The sequence below is a fragment of the Flavobacterium aeripolare genome (genome assembly GCF_013294025.1).
In the GTDB taxonomy this organism is placed as follows: Bacteria; Bacteroidota; Bacteroidia; order Flavobacteriales; family Flavobacteriaceae; genus Flavobacterium.
Genome location: NZ_JABSNL010000011.1, coordinates 154,913 through 173,218 on the forward strand (window position 1 = coordinate 154,913; position 18,306 = coordinate 173,218).

The following is an 18,306-nucleotide window of genomic DNA, read 5'->3' on the forward strand; positions in this document are numbered from 1 at the left end:
TTTCGCTCTCTTAAAATCTACATCAAAAATAAACATGGAGCTAAAAGAACATGAAAAATGCACTACCGTCTTACCTAAGCCCGATAGCAATGAAAATCCTTGTGGGGCTGGCGTTATGCCCCACAAGATTGTAGTGAATAGCGGGAAAACTGTTTGTTGAAAATGGTGACCTTGTCTTCCTGAAAATTTAGTTTAAAGTTGCTTTATACATTCTTGCTTCGTTCCAAGTAAATTTATCGCTGTTATTTTCCATTAAGGTATTTAGAGATTCCTCCTTATACCCTTGAAAAGCTTCTGCTAATGTTTTTATTTTATCCTCAGGTAAAACTTCATTGATAGATACCGCTTTAGTTTGTATCAATTGTACAAAATGGGAGTAAATGGTTTGTTTTGTAAGCACCCTAATAGTGGCAATATCTGCAATTGAATTTTTTTCTACCCAGAGCTCATACGTTTCTTGTACGGTCGATTTTTTGGCTGGCTTTTTAGTAGCTTTTTTAGAAGTGTAACGGTTGGCATCCGCATCATCCTCAATCAAGGTCACATGAGTATCCTTAAACTGATTTTGAATCGCTTCTGTTTTTCTCGAAATGTATTTCTTGATTTCGTCAGACGTTAGTTTTTCTTTCGAAATGGTTTCACCCGCTACCACTGTTTCAATTAACAGTTTTGCTTTCATCAATCTCAAAATAGCTTTTGATTGCAACTCTTCAAGGATTGTTAGTTCGTCAAAGAATGCCTTTCCTTTCTTCATACGCTTGACCTCCTCTATCTTCCAGAGTAGTTCAAAAACTAAATCATCCATAGGTTTAAGGAAATAATCAAAGGCGGCCTGAATGCGTTCAGATACATGGATTAAGTCCACGGTTTCACTATTGAAAATTTTATTAAGTTGTTTAATAAAATTGCGGGACGGGTCCATTAGTGCGTCTATGGCTTGTAATTGATTGTTTGCCCAGTTAGCGTGTTTTGACTTTCCAGAACTTTCAGCATTGTCTCCGTAACTGTATTTGTGGTTGCGCCACTCTTGAGCTAAATCTGTCCAATCAAAACTGGTAATCAAATAGTTGTGTATGAAATTCTTTGTTTCAAAATGCAAAGAGTTTTTTAATAGTTCGTCAGTAGCTTTGTTTAAGGCATAATCCATTACATCTTGATCGTTAGAAATACCGTTCATTCTTAGAGGAGATAGCAAAATAAGGCCCTCTAAGGAGCGCAAACGAGAAAGAGCAACATATGCTTGTCCAGGCATGAAAACCTTCGAAACATCAATTGCAGCTTTGTCAAAAGTTAATCCTTGGCTTTTGTGAACAGTAATTGCCCATGCTAATTTTATTGGGTAGTGCACAAAAGTACCTAGGACTTCCTCTTCGATTTCCTTAGTAACCGGGTCAACTTTATAGCGAATGTTTTGCCATTCATAGCGATCTACTTCTATAGTTTTATCTTCTTCGGGAAAGTGAACCGTAATTTCTTGCATCCCTAGGGATTTGATGATTCCCATTTTTCCGTTGAAGTAATTTTTCTCGAATGACAAATCGTTTTTAACAAACATTACTTGTGCGCCTATTTTTAATTGCAAACGCTCCTCAATGGGGAAAATCTTTTCAGGAAAATCTCCCACGATGTCTGGATTATAGGTTATCAACTCCCCATTTAAATCGGCTAATGCTTGCGCGTTCATTTCGTCTGCTTTTGCATTGTGCGTCGTTAAGGTGATAAAACCTTTATTAGCCTTTAAGTCAAAATCTGGTTTTACGTACTTATTCAAAGTAGCAACATCAGCAGCGGTGATGGTATTATTTCTAAGATTATTTAAAACCGAAATGAAATCGGTATCTGTTTGACGATAAATTTTTGAAAGTTCAATATACAAAGGCGGCGCTATTTGCACAGCATGTGAATGAAAAAAGAACTTTCCACGGTAATACTGTTTTAGCGTACGCCACTCTTCATCACGAATAACAGGAGGTAGTTGTAATAAATCTCCTATGTACAAAACTTGAACACCTCCAAAAGGAGTGGCCTTTTTACGAACGGTTTGCATCATGTAATCCATTGCATCCAGCAAATCAGCACGCAACATACTTACTTCGTCGATTACAAGTAGTTCCATGTTACGTATTACTGCTTTTTTCAAACCGCTCATTTTGAAATGCCTGCGCAAGGTATCTTTAGACTCAAATTTTACTGTATCTGTAAATTGTGATTCTACATTAAAAGCAGGAATAAATCCACCAAAGGGCAATTGAAACATAGAATGAATTGTAACCCCTCCCGCATTTAGCGCTGCGATACCTGTAGGCGCTACCACCACCGTATTTTTATGCGTAGTTGCAATAATCTCACGCAGCAGCGTGGTCTTACCCGTACCTGCTTTTCCCGTTAAAAAAATAGAACGTTGTGTTTGATTGATGAACTGTAATGTGTAAGCAGCAGCTTCAGAGATAGTTTGCATTGTACGGATAAATTTTAATGAAACCTTCAAAAAAGGCAACAAGTCTAAATAATTGTAAATGTAAGATAATTTTAAATATAGTAGTTTTGAATCCTATAAAACAGAAAAAAGCCTCCGTTCTCAGTAGAGAATGGAGGCTTTAATTCTTGTAAAGGACTAAAATTATTTTTTAGCTTCTTCTATTTCTTCTTTAACTTCTTTGTCATCAGTTTTAGCAGTAGACTTGTATTTGTCATTTAATGCTTTGATGATTTCTTTAGTAATATCATATTTCTCTTCGGCATATAAAACTGATGCAGCATCACCTGTACCGTAGATATAAGCATATCCTTTTTCTTTTCCGTATGCTTTGATGAACTTTTTAACTCCTGAAACTAAGCTGTCCATTTCTGCACCACTTTCTTGTTGCAATTGTTGTGCTAGAGATTGTTGCGCATAGCTTAATTGCTGCTCTCTTTTTTGCAATTCAGCTCCTTGTTTTTGAGCCCACTCTTGACCGTTAGCTTGTGCTTGTTTTTGGAAATTTGCAGCATCTTGTTTGAATCGATTAATTTCAGCTTCTAACTGTCTTCCTTTTTCTTCTGACTGTCCTTTATATTTAGCTTCTAAATCTTTTGCCTCTGTGTATTCTTTCATTAATACCGACGTATCAATATAAGCAGTTTTTACTTCTTTAACTTCTGAATTTTGGTTACAAGCAATAGCTGATAATGAAATTGCGATAATAAATAATACTTTTTTCATTTTGGTTTCTTTTGTAATTTAAAGTGTTTAGGACAAAAATATAAAAAATAAGGTCGTAACCTAAAAAACTTAATAATTTATGATTATTTTCTACTATTAGATTTAATTATTGATCTATAAAAAGCCATCAATATTCGTTATTAAAATTGACTTTATATAAAACGATTTAAGGGATTTTCTGATTTTCGGTATCTTAGTGGTTATTTACGGATAAAAAACCGCCTTAAACAGCCGTTTAAATGATTTTACTTGTTTTTTAACACATAAATGTGTGAAGAATACTCTAAACTTCTCCCTGCTTTAATATTTGACTTTAATCCGATATAAAATGCTTTTACAAAATTCATTTTTCCGTTTTTGTATTTTTCAGAAAGCAAGCTAACATAGAAAGAGTCAAATTTCATAGGAAGCACTTTGACTAATTCGATATTTTCAATTTCGAATAATTTTGCAATTGCTTTTTTCGAAAAATGCCAAAAATGAATTGGCACATCATAAGCAGCCCAATACGCATTATAATATTGTGCATCGTAAGACTTATGATTTGGAACGGCAACAATTAGAGACCCCGATGGTTTCAAGAGCCTTTTCAATTCTTTAATTTGTTCCTCTAGATTGGGAACATGTTCAAGAACGTGCCACATCGTAATTACATCAAAACTATGAGATGCTAATTCCTTTGTGTCTGTGACAAAGCTTACACCTTTATTGATTGCAATATTTTTAGCCTTTTCACTTGGCTCTACTCCTATTGTCTTCCATCCATTATTTTTTGCCACCGAAAGAAAATCTCCCGTTCCAGCACCAATATCTAGAATTGCTCCTTTGTCTCTTTGTAAAGAGTTGATCAAATCTAGTTTATTCTTTAAAGCTATATTTTTCACAAAGTGATATGCTTTTTCAAAAAGGCTTCTTTTAGAATCTGTGTGAGAAATATAATCTACACTTTCATAATATTTTCCTAGAACATCTATACTTGGCTGCGGATGTGTCACTAGCATGTCTAAATCTTCGTCTCGATATAATTCAAAAACCTCCTTAGAAACAGAATGGTCTTTGACAGTTAAATAATGCTTTTTATTAGCGATGTCCATTAATGCGGTAATTAATATTAATTTGAAATTAAAATCTCAGGTATAGTACTATAGGTGTTTATAAAAACTCGAGTTACCCTCAAGTCAATAATAGCGGACCTTAACAGCGTAGTTTCACGTGGAACATAGCACTTGTTTGTATTATCAAAAAAATGATTCTCTGTTAAGAAGCTTATTTTACAATCCTACCTACCCATGTAAATAAGCAGTACTGAAATATCAGATGGCGAAACACCACTAATTCTAGATGCTTGCGAAATTGTCACTGGACGAATTTTAGAAAGCTTTTGCTTTGCTTCAATAGACATTGATTTTATCTTTTCGTAATCAAAATCTTCAGGGATTTTCACATCCTCTAGTCTCTTCAATTTATCAGCATTGTTTCTTTCTTTTTCAATATACCCAGAATACTTTACTTGAATCTCAGCTTGCTCTAGAATTTCTTGATCGACATCATTCTCTTCGATATACGATTTCACTTTATCAAATTTCATGATATCTTCTAAATCAATTTGCGGACGAGAGAATATTTTAAACATTTTGTCACCTTGCGAAATCAAAGCTGTATTCTTTGATTCTAATATTGGATTTGCTTCAGCAACCGTAACACTAGCATCTCTAAAAAATGAAACCATTTTTTCTGATTCTTTAAGTTTATGTTCCATTCTTCTTAAGCGAGCTTCAGATGCTAAACCTATTTCATGAGACATTGGCGTCAATCTAAAATCAGCATTGTCTTGACGAAGTAATGTCCTGTACTCTGCACGAGAAGTAAACATTCTATACGGTTCCTCTGTACCTTTTGTAATTAAGTCATCAATTAAAACACCAATATATGCTTCGTCTCTTTTTAAAATTAGCGGTGCTTTCTCTTTTACTTTAAGATGCGCATTTATTCCTGCCATCAAACCTTGAGAAGCTGCTTCTTCATAACCAGTGGTTCCGTTTATTTGACCTGCAAAATACAAACCTTCTACCAACTTAGTTTCTAATGTATGCTTTAACTGCGTAGGTGGGAAATAATCATATTCAATTGCATAACCTGGACGCAAGAATTGTACTTTTTCAAAACCAGCCACAGCACGCATTGCCTTAAACTGAATATCTGCAGGTAAAGAAGTAGAAAATCCATTCACGTAAACTTCACAAGTCTTCCACCCTTCTGGCTCTATAAACAACTGATGTCTTTCTTTATCAGCAAAGCGATTTATCTTATCTTCAATAGATGGACAATACCTTGGTCCAAGACTTTTAATTCTTCCATTAAACATAGGAGAACGATCAAAACCTTCTCTTAAAATATCATGAACATCAAGAGAAGTGTAAGTCATATGACATGACCTTTGATGAATCAATGGTGAAGTAATATCAGAATAAGAAAACTTATCTGGCTTAGCATCTCCCTTTTCTTCATTCATTTTTGTATAGTCTAATGAACGTCCATCTACACGCGGTGGTGTTCCAGTTTTCATTCGACCAGACTCAAAACCAACTTTAATTAGATCTTCAGTAATTCCATGTGCGGCACTTTCACCAGCTCTGCCTCCTCCAAACTGTTTGTCCCCTACGTGGATCAAACCATTTAAAAAAGTACCATTAGTCAACACAACAGATTTGGCTTTAATTTCAATTCCTAACGAAGTTCGCACTCCTTTTACCTTACCTTCTTCGATAATTAAACCCTGAACCATCTCTTGATAAAAATCAAGATTAGGAGTTCCTTCTAGCATCAATCTCCACTCCTCGGCAAAGCGCATTCTATCACTTTGAACTCTTGGAGACCACATAGCAGGACCCTTAGATTTGTTCAACATTTTAAATTGAATTGCCGTACGATCAGATACAATTCCTGAGTAACCACCCAAGGCATCAATCTCTCTTACAATCTGTCCTTTTGCAATTCCACCCATAGCAGGATTACAAGACATTTGCGCGATGTTCTGCAAGCTCATTGTAACCAATAAGGTGCGCGAACCTAAATTTGCAGCAGCAGCAGCAGCCTCAGATCCAGCATGACCAGCACCAACAACTATAACATCATATTCTTCTTGAAACATTTATTTCAGTGTATTTACCCGACTAAGCGAGCGTATTATTTATTCCGTTTTGAGTATAACTTTTTATAGCTACCACTCTTGTTCCACGTGGAACTTCACTAATACCAAACTTAATAACAATCTAATGTTCCACGTGAAACATTAAAAAAATTAGTTAGAATAGTTTCTAGTTTAATGCTATTGTTTCACGTGGAACAACAATAGTTTTTCATCTTCCTTTTGACGCATTAACTTCTCATCTTCGTCACTCTTGTCCTTGTAACCACAGTAATGTAGCATGCCATGAACAAGAACACGCTTTAATTCTTCTTCAAATGTAACCTCAAAGTCCTTAGCATTGTCTATAACTCTTTCGATAGAAATAAAACAATCTCCACTGATTTCACTACCCATTGTGTAATCAAAACTAATAACATCTGTAAGGGTGTCGTGGTCTAAATACTCCACATTCAACTTATGTAAATACTCGTCATCACAAAAGATATAATTAATCTCCCCTTCCTTTTTTCCTTCTGATGTAATAACCTGAGACAACCATTCTGCAACAACAGACTCGTTATCTAAATTAAAATCATTTTCGTAATTAAAATTTATCATTTTTATCTTTAAAATATTCTTGAACTTTTTGATCAAAATTAGTGCGCAAAGGTAACGATTGTCTGTTTAATATCTCTATGCTATTTAAATATTCTAAAACAGCTTTAGGTAAAGCAACTGCCTCGTTTTTATAATTCTTAGAATTACTATTCGATTGCCTTTTATTATCTTCTCCCTGTTCTCTTACAGCGGTATCTAACTTTAATAATTCAGACTTAATAGCATTTGATTTTTGTATCGTTTCTTGATTAAAACCTTTGTTTAATAATTGCTTTTCTAACTGCTTCATCTTATCAATAGCGTTACTTCCATTGTTAGATAATCCTTGTTTCTTTAATTCACTTTCTAGACGTTCACGCAAGGCTCTTTGCTCTTTATATATGTCTAAAATATCCTTTGCATTGCCTTCACCATCTTCACTTTTATTTCCTTTCCCTTCATTTTCTTTACTGCCACTAGCCTTGCCACCTTTCTTGATTTTATCAGAAATAGCTTCCTGTCCTTTCATAATATCTGGTAACTGCATACCTTCACCTTCTCCCATTTGCGGATTCCCTTCACCCGATTGCGCTAAACTAGACTGCATGTTCCCAAGAATATTACTTAGTATATCACCCAACACATTTGCAGCAGCGATAGTATACTGCTGGTGCGACTGCCCTTTTTCTAGTTTTGATTCACTAAAATTATCCAATGCTTTATCCACATTATATTGGATATTACCCAGCTCCTTAGTTACATCAATAGACAATCTAGGATTACGTAAAGAGAGTGTGTATAAACTATCATCGATGTGTTTAAACTGTTCTTTTAAGTCTTGCTGTAACTTAATATTTTTACTAACGGCACTTGAACTAGAGCGTAAATTCTTAAAACGGTCTAATAAACTTTCCTGAGACAATGAAAAGGCAAGTAAATTATCAAGCACTTGACGCAGCATTTTCACATCCTCCTGCAGCTGTATCACCTCACCACTAGATAAGCTTTTTGACAAGCGCGCAGCCATCGACTTCATATTCTTAGCCGCATTATTTTGATTGGACTTAGCGCCACTTTTGTTGTCTTTAGACAATGCATCCATCGCCTTTGATAAATCTTGATCAATCATTTTCTCTGTAGCAGCATCTTGCGGAATACTCGATTTAGACTTCAATTCGTTATTCACTTTCTTTAAGTCAGTTAACTCCTTCTTCAATTGATTAAATTCTTCCTTGATCTCAGCCTGTTTCTTAGCACTGTTGCTATCCCCCTTATTGGACAAATTTTCCTGCTTCTGGGCTAGGTCTTTAAGATTAGAAGCGATTTGCTCAGCTTTCTTTTCTACATAATATTTCTTAGTTAGTGCAACTAACTGCTCTAAATTTTTAACTTGATTTTTACTGTTTTGCTTGAACTTGTCTAACTTATCTAATAACTCATTGTTACTAATTTTTTGATTTAGATCTTTGAGTTCCTCTAGCAACTCTTTGTTTTTTTCTAGGTCGTCACCGTTCTCATCCACTTTCTCTAATAGGTCCTTTTTAAATTCATCGTTCTTATTAGACTTAACCTGATCTAGATTCTCTTTTATATTCTCAGCAAACTTTTTCATTTTTTCATCTTGACTCTTTTGTCTTTCGATAAAACTATTAATTTCCTGTTGCTCCTCGAACTTAAATTGGCTATTCTCCTTCCCTATTTTATCCAGGTGATTTAAGGTTTTAAATTGTTCTTGCTGCTTCCCTAAGGTGTTCTCTAGACCGTTTACGTTTTGATTTTGTTCTTGCAACATAGCATTCTGTTCCTCCTTTACAGAGAGAACGCGACTGGAAAAAACTTCAGACTTAGTACTTTTATAATTGTGTAAAGCATCATTATCATACACGATAAAATAATATTCGTAGGTAACTGCTTTTTCAACATTTAAATTCCCAGGAAAAGAAAACACAAAACGATCGACATTACTACCAACTTTCTTTATTGTTCCACGTTTAACATTACTAGGTTTAGCACTTGGATAATAAACAACTTCTAACCTACTGAGACCATAATCATCAGAAACAGTTCCTAGTTTGTATGCTTTATTATTGCTAATAGAATCGGCTATTTTTTCAATTCTAATCTCAGGATAGGCATCTTTGAGTACTTTTAAATGATAATTAAGTTTTTCATAACCTTTAACGTTGTTATTTGAAGTAATTATTTGATAATCTGTATCTTGAATAGCCGTGTAACTTGCTTTAAACGTATTATCAGCTTTTGAAAAAGCAAAACTCTTAGAATCGATAACTCCGTCAATATTTTGAGTTCCTTTTGCATTTATTACCCAATTTATTCGAGTACCTTCAGGAACAGCAGCATTTCCAGAACCAACACTAACTTCAGGTTTTCGATTTAAATAGGAAGGAAATTGCAGTTGCATTTTTAAATCAACTATAGCAGGAACATCGATAATATCTAAAACGTATTCCGGCGAATAGATTCCGCTAGAAACTAACTGAAACTTTGAATTCTGTGCCGGATTAGCAATTGTATAATGAAATTGTCCGGGACCATCATTTTCTAAATAATAGCTTTCGTCTCCTAAAACGATCATAGCATTTTCAGGAACTACCTTACCTACTGTTTTAACTTTAAGTACAAATTCTTTATTCTCCTCTACTTGTAAAGACTTATTTAAGATTACAAATTGATAAGCAGCAGGCGCACTAAAAGCAGTATTGTAATGAACAATTCTATTGAAGCTTTGTGAGAAATCACGAGTTGAATTCGAGAAAAATAAATAAAACAAACCTATTAAGGGAATAATAGCCAAAGGGAGATATCTTTTATTATAACTAAAATTTACAGCATTATTAAAAGGGATTGGTTGTAATTGTAATGCCCTTTGATCAATAGCAGCCGCGAGCAACTCAGATTGATTCGTATTCAAATCAGCATTAGAAAGATCCAGGAAATTAATTAAGGAATCGTTTACATCACTAAAATGTGAACCTATAATTGCAGCAGCATCCTTAAAAGATAAACCAGCACGCAATTTAATAAGCTTAAATAATGGATACAGAATAAATCGTACAAACAAACACAGTTCTACTAAAACAAATAAATAAAATAATATAGTCCTAGCAACTGGCTGTAGCCAAAGAAAATACTCTATAAATAGAGTTAGTATAAAATATAAAAGACCCAGCCCTATAAAAAAGATGAGACCACGTAAGAGCTCATTGAGATAATACTTTTTTATGAAGCTTGATAACTTTTTATATATCACATTAGAATTTTCTGCAACCATATCCTTAGTTTTTAACCATTAAAAGTAACTATTTATCCTAACATTAGAATACATATCACCGTCAAACTTGAAAATCATAACATTATAGACTTTTTAAACACTACGATTGACTATTTGAAATTGTATATTTGTACCAAAATTAACAACAATGTCAAAGCAAGTTCGTGTGCGTTTTGCACCAAGTCCTACGGGACCTTTACATATAGGAGGTGTGCGCACAGCCTTATTTAATTATTTATTTGCCAAAAAAAATGGCGGAACATTCTACCTAAGAATCGAAGATACCGATCAAAATAGATTTGTACCCGGAGCCGAATCATACATAATGGAAGCCTTAGAATGGTTAGGTATTGCTCCTGATGAAACAATAGGTAAAAATGAAAAATTTGGACCTTACCGTCAAAGCGAAAGAAAGCATTTATATAAAGATTATGCTGATCAATTGATCAAATCTGGCTGGGCCTACTATGCATTTGATACTGCAGAAGCACTTGATGAACTAAGAAAAACAGACGAAGAACAAGGTAAAACTTTTATATACAACCATACTATAAGAGAGAAACTAGATACTTCGTTAGCTCTTTCTACTGAAGAAACAGCAAACCGTATTGAAAAAGGAGACCATTATGTAATCCGTTTTAAAACTCCTGTAGATGAAACTTTACATTTAAAAGATATCATTAGAGGCGATGTAAAGTTTGAAACTAGTTTACTTGATGACAAAGTTTTATTCAAGAGCGACGGAATGCCTACGTATCATTTAGCAAACATTGTTGATGATCACTTAATGGAAACTTCGCATGTGATTCGTGGAGAAGAATGGCTGCCATCTATGCCTTTACATGTATTATTGTACAGAGCTTTTGGTTGGGATGCTCCTGAATTTGCTCATCTACCTTTGATTTTAAAACCAGTAGGAAACGGAAAACTATCTAAACGTGATGGTGATAAATTAGGCTTTCCTGTTTTTCCTTTAGAATGGAAAACTGCAGAAGGCATTTCTAGCGGGTACAGAGAAAACGGTTTCTTTCCAGAAGCAGTTATTAACTTCCTAGCACTACTAGGATGGAATGATGGAACAGAGCAAGAGTTGTTTTCACTGTCAGAATTAGTTGAAAAATTTGACTTAAACAGAGTACATAAAGCAGGAGCTAAATTTGATCCTGAGAAAAATAAATGGTTTAACCACCACTATTTGATGCAGCAAAAAGATGTTGATTTGGCGAAAGCCTTCACTCCTATTTTAGCAAGCAAAAATATTGATACTTCAAAAGTAGATGTGGTTAAAATTGTTTCATTAGTAAAGGAACGCGCAAACTTCGTTACAGAATTTTGGGAAATGAGTGATTTCTTCTTTGAAGCTCCAACTGATTATGATGCTAAAGCTAAAAAGAATTGGAAAGAAGAAACACCTTTATTAATGCAACAGCTAATTTCGGTTTTAGAAAATATAGAAGATTTTACTTCTATGAATATTGAAACAATCGTAAAAGAATGGATGACTACAAACGAGATTGGAATGGGTAAAGTAATGCAGCCATTTAGACTAAGTTTAGTAGGAGCACTTAAAGGCCCTCACCTATTTGACATTGTCGAAGTAATAGGAAAAAATGAAACAGTTGTTCGAATAGAAAAAGCAATTGAAAATATATAATACTAATTAGACTCCCCTAAAAAGGAGTCTTTTTTTTTGATTATTATTTACATTACGATAAAATTAAAGCTTGTTACTCGAATTGTCGTTCATCGAAATAACAGATAATACTACTTTAAACGCGAGAAATTTCGTAATTTAACCGATCAATTAATTTTAACCTTACTATTATGAATGTTGTACTAATTATTTTATTTGTTATTGCGCTATTTGTTCTTTTTTCCTCGTTTTTCACTGTCAGACAACAAACGGCAGTTATCATAGAACGATTTGGTAAATATGAAAGCATTAGACAATCTGGACTTCACTTGAAGATTCCACTTATCGACAGAATTGCAGGTCGTGTTAACCTGAAAATTCAGCAGTTAGATGTTATTATCGAAACAAAAACTAAAGATAACGTATTTGTTAAGCTTAAAGTTTCAGTACAATTTATGGTTGTCAAAGAAACAGTTTATGACGCTTTTTACAAATTAGAATATCCGCATGACCAGATTACATCTTACGTATTTGATGTAGTGCGTGCTGAAGTTCCAAAATTAAAATTAGATGATGTTTTTGAAAGAAAAGATGACATCGCGATCGCTGTAAAGAGAGAACTTAATGAAGCCATGACTACTTATGGATATACCATTATCAATACGCTAGTAACAGATATTGACCCGGATATTCAGGTTAAAAACGCGATGAATAGAATTAACGCAGCAGACAGAGAAAAAACTGTAGCTGAATTTGAGGCTGAAGCATCAAGAATTAGAATTGTAGCTAAAGCAAAGGCAGAAGCAGAAAGTAAAAGATTACAAGGACAAGGTATTGCCGATCAAAGAAGAGAAATTGCACGCGGACTTGTAGAAAGTGTTGACGTTTTAAACAGAGTTGGAATAAACTCTCAAGAAGCTTCTGCTTTAATTGTAGTTACACAGCACTATGATACTTTACAAGCCATTGGCGCTGATTCTAATTCGAACTTAATCTTGCTACCAAATTCACCACAAGCAGGAAGCGAGATGTTGAACAATATGGTTGCTTCATTTAGCGCATCTAACCAAGTAGGTGAAATGATGAAAAAAGGAAATAGAAAAAAATCAAAAGAAGATTATCAGGATGTAACTCCAGTAATTGATTTAGAGAATAAAGATGAATACGGGAATGATCTATTTGAAGAAGATGAAGATTAAATATAAAACAGAAAAAAGAGGCTTAGCGGCCTCTTTTTTTATTTATTATCCAGTTTATAATTAGCGGCAGAGCACTATTTAGTATTTGTACATAAGAACCACTAAGACCTGTTTTAAAGGAACTAAAAAGATTGCTTACAATATGTTTAGGTGTAAGGCTGTTTTTAGTATTTTTAAAGCTTAAAACAACTCTTTGATAGCTTACCTCCTTCTCTAACTTAAGGATTTCTAATTCTCGATCTATTTGATCATATGAAGTATAGATTTTACCTGCCATAATTTAATTGTTAAAAACGATTTTTGAAAATTTTACTAATAAAGGCTTCTCAATAATTCGATCTCTAACAAGATATAAAATAAAGGTGACCACTAAATAAAGTACTCCAACAATAAGAAAACCTAGTGTGTTACTTTCTAGAATGGTTCCTAATGCAAAGGCTAAAGCAATTGAAAAGAACAGCAGTACCATACAAATTCCAAGGACTATAATAGTAAACTTTAAAATTGTAGAAGTTGCCTTCATAGAAGTTTTAAAGCTTTTTAATTTATAGTAGTTAACATTACTCTCTATAAAAGATTGCATTTTTTGCTGAACATCTTCTGTATTTTCTTTGAACTCTTCAAAAGCCATAGGATTCTCTTTAGTAAAAACGTATTAGGTTATAATTATTTCTTTTGCAGCTTAGCATTTTGCTCTTTCAAATCAGCTAGCTTAGATTCAAGAAAAGTAATCACATCTTCCGTTTTATTACTCATGTTTGAAACTAATTCTCCATAAGTATCTTCAAGATCAGTTTTAGCAACTGCTAACTTTTCTTTCATCTCAACTGATAAATCATCATATTTATTTTTCAAATCTTTTTTGGCTCCTTTATAACCATCCTTGATTTTAACTCTTGTTTTTGATCCTTTCTCTGGCGCGAATAAAATTCCTACCCCTGCTCCAATCGCTACCCCTGTTAATACAGCAATTAGCGTTAATCCTGACTTATCTGACATATTACTTTTTAATTAATTAGACATAAAGATACGCAATTAACAATTCAAAAGCAATTTAAGCTTATTTTAAAGCTAAATTATATTAAAAAACCTCAAGGGTTACTTGAGGTCTTTTTTTTATGCTGTGATTAATAATTATAGGCAATTGCACTATACTTACCATCTTTTTTACTTACAATTCTAATGAATGGATAACCCAACTCAGCCGACTTGTATTTTAATCGTCTTACTATAGCTGGATTTGTAAAATGAGTGGTACCACCTTTATGAACGCCTTGATAAATTTCAATGCTCTTTTGATCATTTAGGCCTAATGATTCGTCACTATCTATAATAACGACCTTATCAAAATCTTCCTTAGATGTTATCGTAACTTTATTACTAATATAATCCTTTGTAGCATTTTGATTATCATGCACATAAGCTACGGCATGTTTACTAATCTTTACTTCTTCCTTACTACCATCCGGTGAATAATGTAAAATATCATTTTCAAATTTAATAAAGTTAACATCAAGTGTTTCACCACTGTGTTTTTTAATTTGATGCGATTGAGCACTAAGTCCTATACTTAGCAACAGTCCTAATGCGGTTAAATAATTTCTCATAAAAAATAAATTAAGTTAATAAAATATAAATTATAGCAGAAACAACTTTAGGTGATTTACAGAAAATGAGGAACCCGAAAAATAACTACTATCAATTATTATCATCATTCAACGATAGACTTTAATCCCACGATAAAATGTTTTGTACGTTTTTTGTAATCCTTAATTAAAAAACCCTTGTACCTATGAAAGGTTTTACCAATTAAAATAATACAGTTGTACTTGCCATCTTTGAAACAAAAAACGTTTCTATCCAAATTTAGAAAATTAGAACACAAAAAAGTATTAACAAATACTTAAAATTTGATAAAAAGTAAATAGAGTTATTCTAATAGTAGTAAATAACCGCTTCTATGATAATACATGCCTAAAATTTAAAATTTACTTAAAAAGCCTAATTTAAAGCCATTTTTAATAAATTATTTTTATTAAAATTTAATTTACAATCGAATATATATATAATAAGAAACCACCTTAGAAAAAGGTGGTTTTGATAATTAAAATTGATTAAATACTTGTTCGATAATTTCAGTTTCTCTTTCGGTAGTACTTTTTGAAGGATTAGCATTTAATTTAATAATTTCGTCCTTGAACGAATTTTTAAATGCTGCATCATAATCTAAATCTCTTAAATTTAAAAGTGTTTTAGATCTAACAAAAGTAGATTCACTTCTTAAAGACATTAAATACAATTTAGAAAGTTCGTCCTTATCAAAATCAGTAGCTTTTAAATTTGAATATTTCAAGATGAAATTAGCAAACAGTAGAGAAGCTTTGTTATTATTAATATTCTTTTTAAACGAACTCTGTAATAAGCTATAATTAGCAACAGAAGCTATCGTTTCTCCTATGCTGTTTTCAATATCTAAGCGTTCCGCTTTTGTAGCTACTTTAAAGTATTTATTAATTTCCTTCAAAGAATTATTGATACTATTCAACTCTTTTTTACCTTTTTCTTCCCAGGCATCTTTTAAACCAACGGTCTTATTAAAAACCAGTTTATCAGCAGTAGAATCTTTATCAACATTGAAATATCCTAGACGTTGAAATTGAAATTTATCATCAATGACTGCAGTAGTAAGACTTGGCTCTACATATCCAGTAACAACTTCTAATGAATTAGAATTCATAAATTCAAGGAAATTTTTCTCCTTGTGACTGTCTGGTGCCTCATCTATGAATAAACGATCATAAACACGTACCTCTGCTGGAACAGCATGTGCAATAGAAACCCAATGTAGGGTACCTGCAACTTTTCTTTTAGAGGCTTCACTCCCACTACCACTTAATGAATCAGTATCATAAGTAACGTGAATTTCAGTGATGTTTCCTTCAGCATCTTTAATTACAGACTCTCCTTTAATGATATAAGCATTCTTTAAACGTACTTCATTACCAATACTTAGTCGGAAAAACTTAGCCGGAGCCACTTCAAGAAAATCTTCTCTTTCTATGTATAATTCTTTTGAAAATGGTACTTTTCTAAAGCCAGCAGACTCATCCTCTTGATTATTTTCGGCATCTAGCGACTCTACTTTATCATCAGGATAATTAGTGATAACAACCTTTACTGGATCTAAAACAGCCATTACTCGAGGCGCACTTTTATTTAAATCTTCGCGTAAGCAAAACTCTAATAATGAAAAATCAATTACATTTTCTCGTTTAGCAACACCTATGTTCTCGCAGAATTTTCGAATAGAATTAGCAGTATAACCACGTCTTCTTAATCCCGAAATCGTAGGCATTCTAGGATCGTCCCATCCTTTAACAATTTTATCTTGAACTAATTGTAAAAGTTTACGTTTGCTCATTACGGTGTAATTCAAGTTCAAACGAGCGAACTCATATTGATGTGGACGTACCTTATTATCATCGTAAATTTGGTCTAAAAACCAATTGTATAATTCTTTATGCATGACAAACTCAAGCGTACAAATAGAGTGCGAAACTTGCTCTATATAATCACTTTCTCCATGAGCAAAATCATACATTGGATAAATCTTCCAATCATTTCCTGTTCTATGGTGGTGGCGATGCAAGATGCGATACATCAATGGGTCACGCATCAACATATTAGTAGATTTCATGTCAATTTTTGCACGTAAAACATGGCTTCCTTCAGGGAAATCACCATTTTTCATACCTTCAAACAACGCTAAATTTTCATCAATAGAACGGTTTCTGTAAGGACCGTCAACACCTGGTTGCGTAGGCGTACCTTTTTGAACAGCCATATCTTCAGACGATTGACTATCAATATAAGCTGCACCCTTTTTAATCATAAGTACTGCCCAGTCATACAACTGTTGAAAATAATCAGAAGCATAACGTTCCTCTGCCCACTGAAAACCCAACCACTGCAAATCTTCTTTAATTGCATCAACGTACTCCTGCTCTTCTTTGGCTGGATTTGTATCATCAAAACGTAAATTTACTGGTGCATTATAACGCAATCCTAAACCAAATTGTAAACAAATAGATTTAGCATGACCAATGTGTAAATAACCATTAGGTTCAGGTGGAAAACGGAAACGTAGATTATCTTGAGGAAAACCGTTTGCTAGATTCTCTTCAACGATTTGTTCTATAAAATGGAGTGATTTTTCTTCAGTTGACATTATTTTGTTTTATTTTAGCAAAGGTAAAAAAAAATAGTGCGCTAGCGTTTAAACTTAGGCTTTCAAGCACGAAACTTTTACTTAAATTTAAATTATAAAATGGGAACAATAAAATTAAAGAGCATTCGCACCTACTCGTACCATGGATGTTTAATCGAAGAAGGTAAGATAGGATCAGATTATGTAGTGGATTTAGAGATTAAAACCGACTTAAGGAAATCGTGTATATCAGATGAATTAGAAGACACTGTAGACTATGTACAATTAAATAAAATTGTAGAAGAAGAAATGGCAATTCGATCAAAATTATTAGAACACGTAGGACACCGCATCATTACAAGGGTATTCAATGACATACCAGAAGTTTCTAGAATATTACTAGCCGTTTCTAAATTAAATCCACCAATTGGAGGAGATGTAGCAGCAGTAACTATAGAATTAGAGGAATATAGAAGTTAATAATAGCGTTGCATGGTAAAATTAAAACCTTCATAATGTGTGAGATACTATATTTTTTAAAAAATATACATTGAAAACCTTTTATGTACTATAGAATTTAAGTACTTTTGCCATCCATTCAATTATGGCGTCGTGGCCGAGTGGCTAGGCTGGGCTCTGCAAAAGCTCCTACTGCGGTTCGAATCCGCACGATGCCTCAAAAACCTTCAAGGAAACTTGGAGGTTTTTTTTATGTTTAAATATTTGTAAAATAGTAGATGAAGCTATTGTTGAAATATTCATAATAACTCAAGCAATTTCAATGACACTTGAAGTCTTTTTTATGTTTAATTTTTATAAAAAATTAGATAAAGAAGTCGTTCGAATCCGCACGATGCCTCAAAAACCTTCAAGAAAACTTGGAGGTTTTTTTTATAAAGAAAAGTCAACTGAAGTAATGACGGTAGTTACACAGAACCTCTTAATGCATAGTATTTTAGCCCCTTATAAGTTCAGAGTGATATTCTAAATTTCAAATAGTACATTTGAGATATGAAATACAAGAAATGGAGTTTAGAAGAGAAGTT

Annotated in this window: 14 protein-coding genes and 1 tRNA gene; 4 read left to right on the forward strand and 11 right to left on the reverse strand. The window is 33.3% G+C overall.

What is annotated here, in order from left to right; translation table 11 throughout:
- Positions 1–187: 187 nt before the first annotated feature.
- From HNQ00_RS13415 to HNQ00_RS13440, 6 genes are all read right to left on the reverse strand, one after another.
- On the reverse strand, positions 188–2,458 hold the full coding sequence (locus HNQ00_RS13415) for a helix-turn-helix domain-containing protein (RefSeq protein WP_173839010.1): 2,271 nt from the start codon (positions 2,456–2,458) through the stop codon (positions 188–190).
- Between the two features lie 162 nt (positions 2,459–2,620).
- A complete protein-coding gene (locus HNQ00_RS13420; RefSeq protein WP_173839011.1) occupies positions 2,621–3,202 on the reverse strand; it encodes an OmpH/Skp family outer membrane protein in 582 nt (193 codons plus the stop codon).
- Positions 3,203–3,447: 245 nt separating this feature from the next.
- Positions 3,448–4,296, reverse strand: a complete 849-nt coding sequence (locus HNQ00_RS13425) for a class I SAM-dependent methyltransferase (RefSeq protein ID WP_173839012.1) — start codon at positions 4,294–4,296, stop codon at positions 3,448–3,450.
- Positions 4,297–4,481: 185 nt separating this feature from the next.
- Positions 4,482–6,353, reverse strand: coding sequence for a tRNA uridine-5-carboxymethylaminomethyl(34) synthesis enzyme MnmG (mnmG, locus tag HNQ00_RS13430; protein WP_173839013.1), 1,872 nt, complete (start codon positions 6,351–6,353; stop codon positions 4,482–4,484).
- A gap of 177 nt (positions 6,354–6,530) precedes the next feature.
- A complete protein-coding gene (ybeY, locus tag HNQ00_RS13435; protein WP_173839014.1) occupies positions 6,531–6,950 on the reverse strand; it encodes an rRNA maturation RNase YbeY in 420 nt (139 codons plus the stop codon).
- Positions 6,937–9,966 (reverse strand): hypothetical protein, encoded by a 3,030-nt coding sequence (locus tag HNQ00_RS13440; RefSeq protein WP_371739270.1) that lies wholly within the window; start codon positions 9,964–9,966, stop codon positions 6,937–6,939. Before HNQ00_RS13440 ends, ybeY begins: the two co-directional genes overlap by 14 nt.
- Positions 9,967–10,369: 403 nt before the next feature.
- Between HNQ00_RS13440 and gltX the strand changes: the two genes are divergently transcribed.
- A complete protein-coding gene (gene gltX, locus HNQ00_RS13445) occupies positions 10,370–11,875 on the forward strand; it encodes a glutamate--tRNA ligase (RefSeq protein ID WP_173839016.1) in 1,506 nt (501 codons plus the stop codon).
- 170 nt (positions 11,876–12,045) lie between these two features.
- On the forward strand, positions 12,046–13,053 hold the full coding sequence (locus tag HNQ00_RS13450) for an SPFH domain-containing protein (RefSeq protein WP_173839017.1): 1,008 nt from the start codon (positions 12,046–12,048) through the stop codon (positions 13,051–13,053).
- Between the two features lie 22 nt (positions 13,054–13,075).
- Here HNQ00_RS13450 and HNQ00_RS13455 read toward each other — a convergent pair whose 3' ends face one another.
- The 5 genes from HNQ00_RS13455 to HNQ00_RS13475 all read right to left on the reverse strand — a co-directional run bounded on the left by HNQ00_RS13455 (position 13,076) and on the right by HNQ00_RS13475 (position 17,281).
- Positions 13,076–13,330 (reverse strand): DUF6327 family protein, encoded by a 255-nt coding sequence (locus HNQ00_RS13455; RefSeq protein WP_173839018.1) that lies wholly within the window; start codon positions 13,328–13,330, stop codon positions 13,076–13,078.
- A gap of 3 nt (positions 13,331–13,333) precedes the next feature.
- Entirely contained in the window at positions 13,334–13,684 is a 351-nt protein-coding gene (locus HNQ00_RS13460) for a phage holin family protein (RefSeq protein WP_173839019.1), read from the reverse strand.
- 35 nt (positions 13,685–13,719) lie between these two features.
- Positions 13,720–14,052, reverse strand: a complete 333-nt coding sequence (locus HNQ00_RS13465; RefSeq protein ID WP_173839020.1) for a YtxH domain-containing protein — start codon at positions 14,050–14,052, stop codon at positions 13,720–13,722.
- Between the two features lie 128 nt (positions 14,053–14,180).
- A complete protein-coding gene (locus tag HNQ00_RS13470) occupies positions 14,181–14,660 on the reverse strand; it encodes a hypothetical protein (RefSeq protein ID WP_173839021.1) in 480 nt (159 codons plus the stop codon).
- A gap of 497 nt (positions 14,661–15,157) precedes the next feature.
- Positions 15,158–17,281 carry a glutamine--tRNA ligase/YqeY domain fusion protein gene (locus HNQ00_RS13475; protein WP_173839022.1) on the reverse strand — a complete coding sequence of 708 codons (2,124 nt, stop codon included), beginning with the start codon at positions 17,279–17,281 and terminating at the stop codon, positions 15,158–15,160.
- A gap of 99 nt (positions 17,282–17,380) precedes the next feature.
- Between HNQ00_RS13475 and folB the strand changes: the two genes are divergently transcribed.
- The gene (gene folB / locus HNQ00_RS13480) at positions 17,381–17,740 is read left to right on the forward strand and encodes a dihydroneopterin aldolase (protein WP_173839023.1); all 360 of its coding nucleotides are present in this window, start codon (positions 17,381–17,383) and stop codon (positions 17,738–17,740) included.
- Between the two features lie 126 nt (positions 17,741–17,866).
- A tRNA-Cys gene (locus tag HNQ00_RS13485) sits at positions 17,867–17,937 on the forward strand.
- Positions 17,938–18,306 lie beyond the last annotated feature (369 nt).

Bases quoted from the DNA above. Each gene is read 5' to 3' on its own strand.
- HNQ00_RS13415 (WP_173839010.1), bottom strand. From the start codon at position 2,458: ATGCAAACTATCTCTGAAGCTGCTGCTTACACATTACAGTTCATCAAT.
- HNQ00_RS13420 (WP_173839011.1), bottom strand. From the start codon at position 3,202: ATGAAAAAAGTATTATTTATTATCGCAATTTCATTATCAGCTATTGCT.
- HNQ00_RS13425 (WP_173839012.1), bottom strand. From the start codon at position 4,296: ATGGACATCGCTAATAAAAAGCATTATTTAACTGTCAAAGACCATTCT.
- mnmG (WP_173839013.1), bottom strand. From the start codon at position 6,353: ATGTTTCAAGAAGAATATGATGTTATAGTTGTTGGTGCTGGTCATGCT.
- ybeY (WP_173839014.1), bottom strand. From the start codon at position 6,950: ATGATAAATTTTAATTACGAAAATGATTTTAATTTAGATAACGAGTCT.
- gltX (WP_173839016.1), top strand. From the start codon at position 10,370: ATGTCAAAGCAAGTTCGTGTGCGTTTTGCACCAAGTCCTACGGGACCT.
- HNQ00_RS13450 (WP_173839017.1), top strand. From the start codon at position 12,046: ATGAATGTTGTACTAATTATTTTATTTGTTATTGCGCTATTTGTTCTT.
- HNQ00_RS13455 (WP_173839018.1), bottom strand. From the start codon at position 13,330: ATGGCAGGTAAAATCTATACTTCATATGATCAAATAGATCGAGAATTA.
- HNQ00_RS13460 (WP_173839019.1), bottom strand. From the start codon at position 13,684: ATGGCTTTTGAAGAGTTCAAAGAAAATACAGAAGATGTTCAGCAAAAA.
- HNQ00_RS13465 (WP_173839020.1), bottom strand. From the start codon at position 14,052: ATGTCAGATAAGTCAGGATTAACGCTAATTGCTGTATTAACAGGGGTA.
- HNQ00_RS13470 (WP_173839021.1), bottom strand. From the start codon at position 14,660: ATGAGAAATTATTTAACCGCATTAGGACTGTTGCTAAGTATAGGACTT.
- HNQ00_RS13475 (WP_173839022.1), bottom strand. From the start codon at position 17,281: ATGTCAACTGAAGAAAAATCACTCCATTTTATAGAACAAATCGTTGAA.
- folB (WP_173839023.1), top strand. From the start codon at position 17,381: ATGGGAACAATAAAATTAAAGAGCATTCGCACCTACTCGTACCATGGA.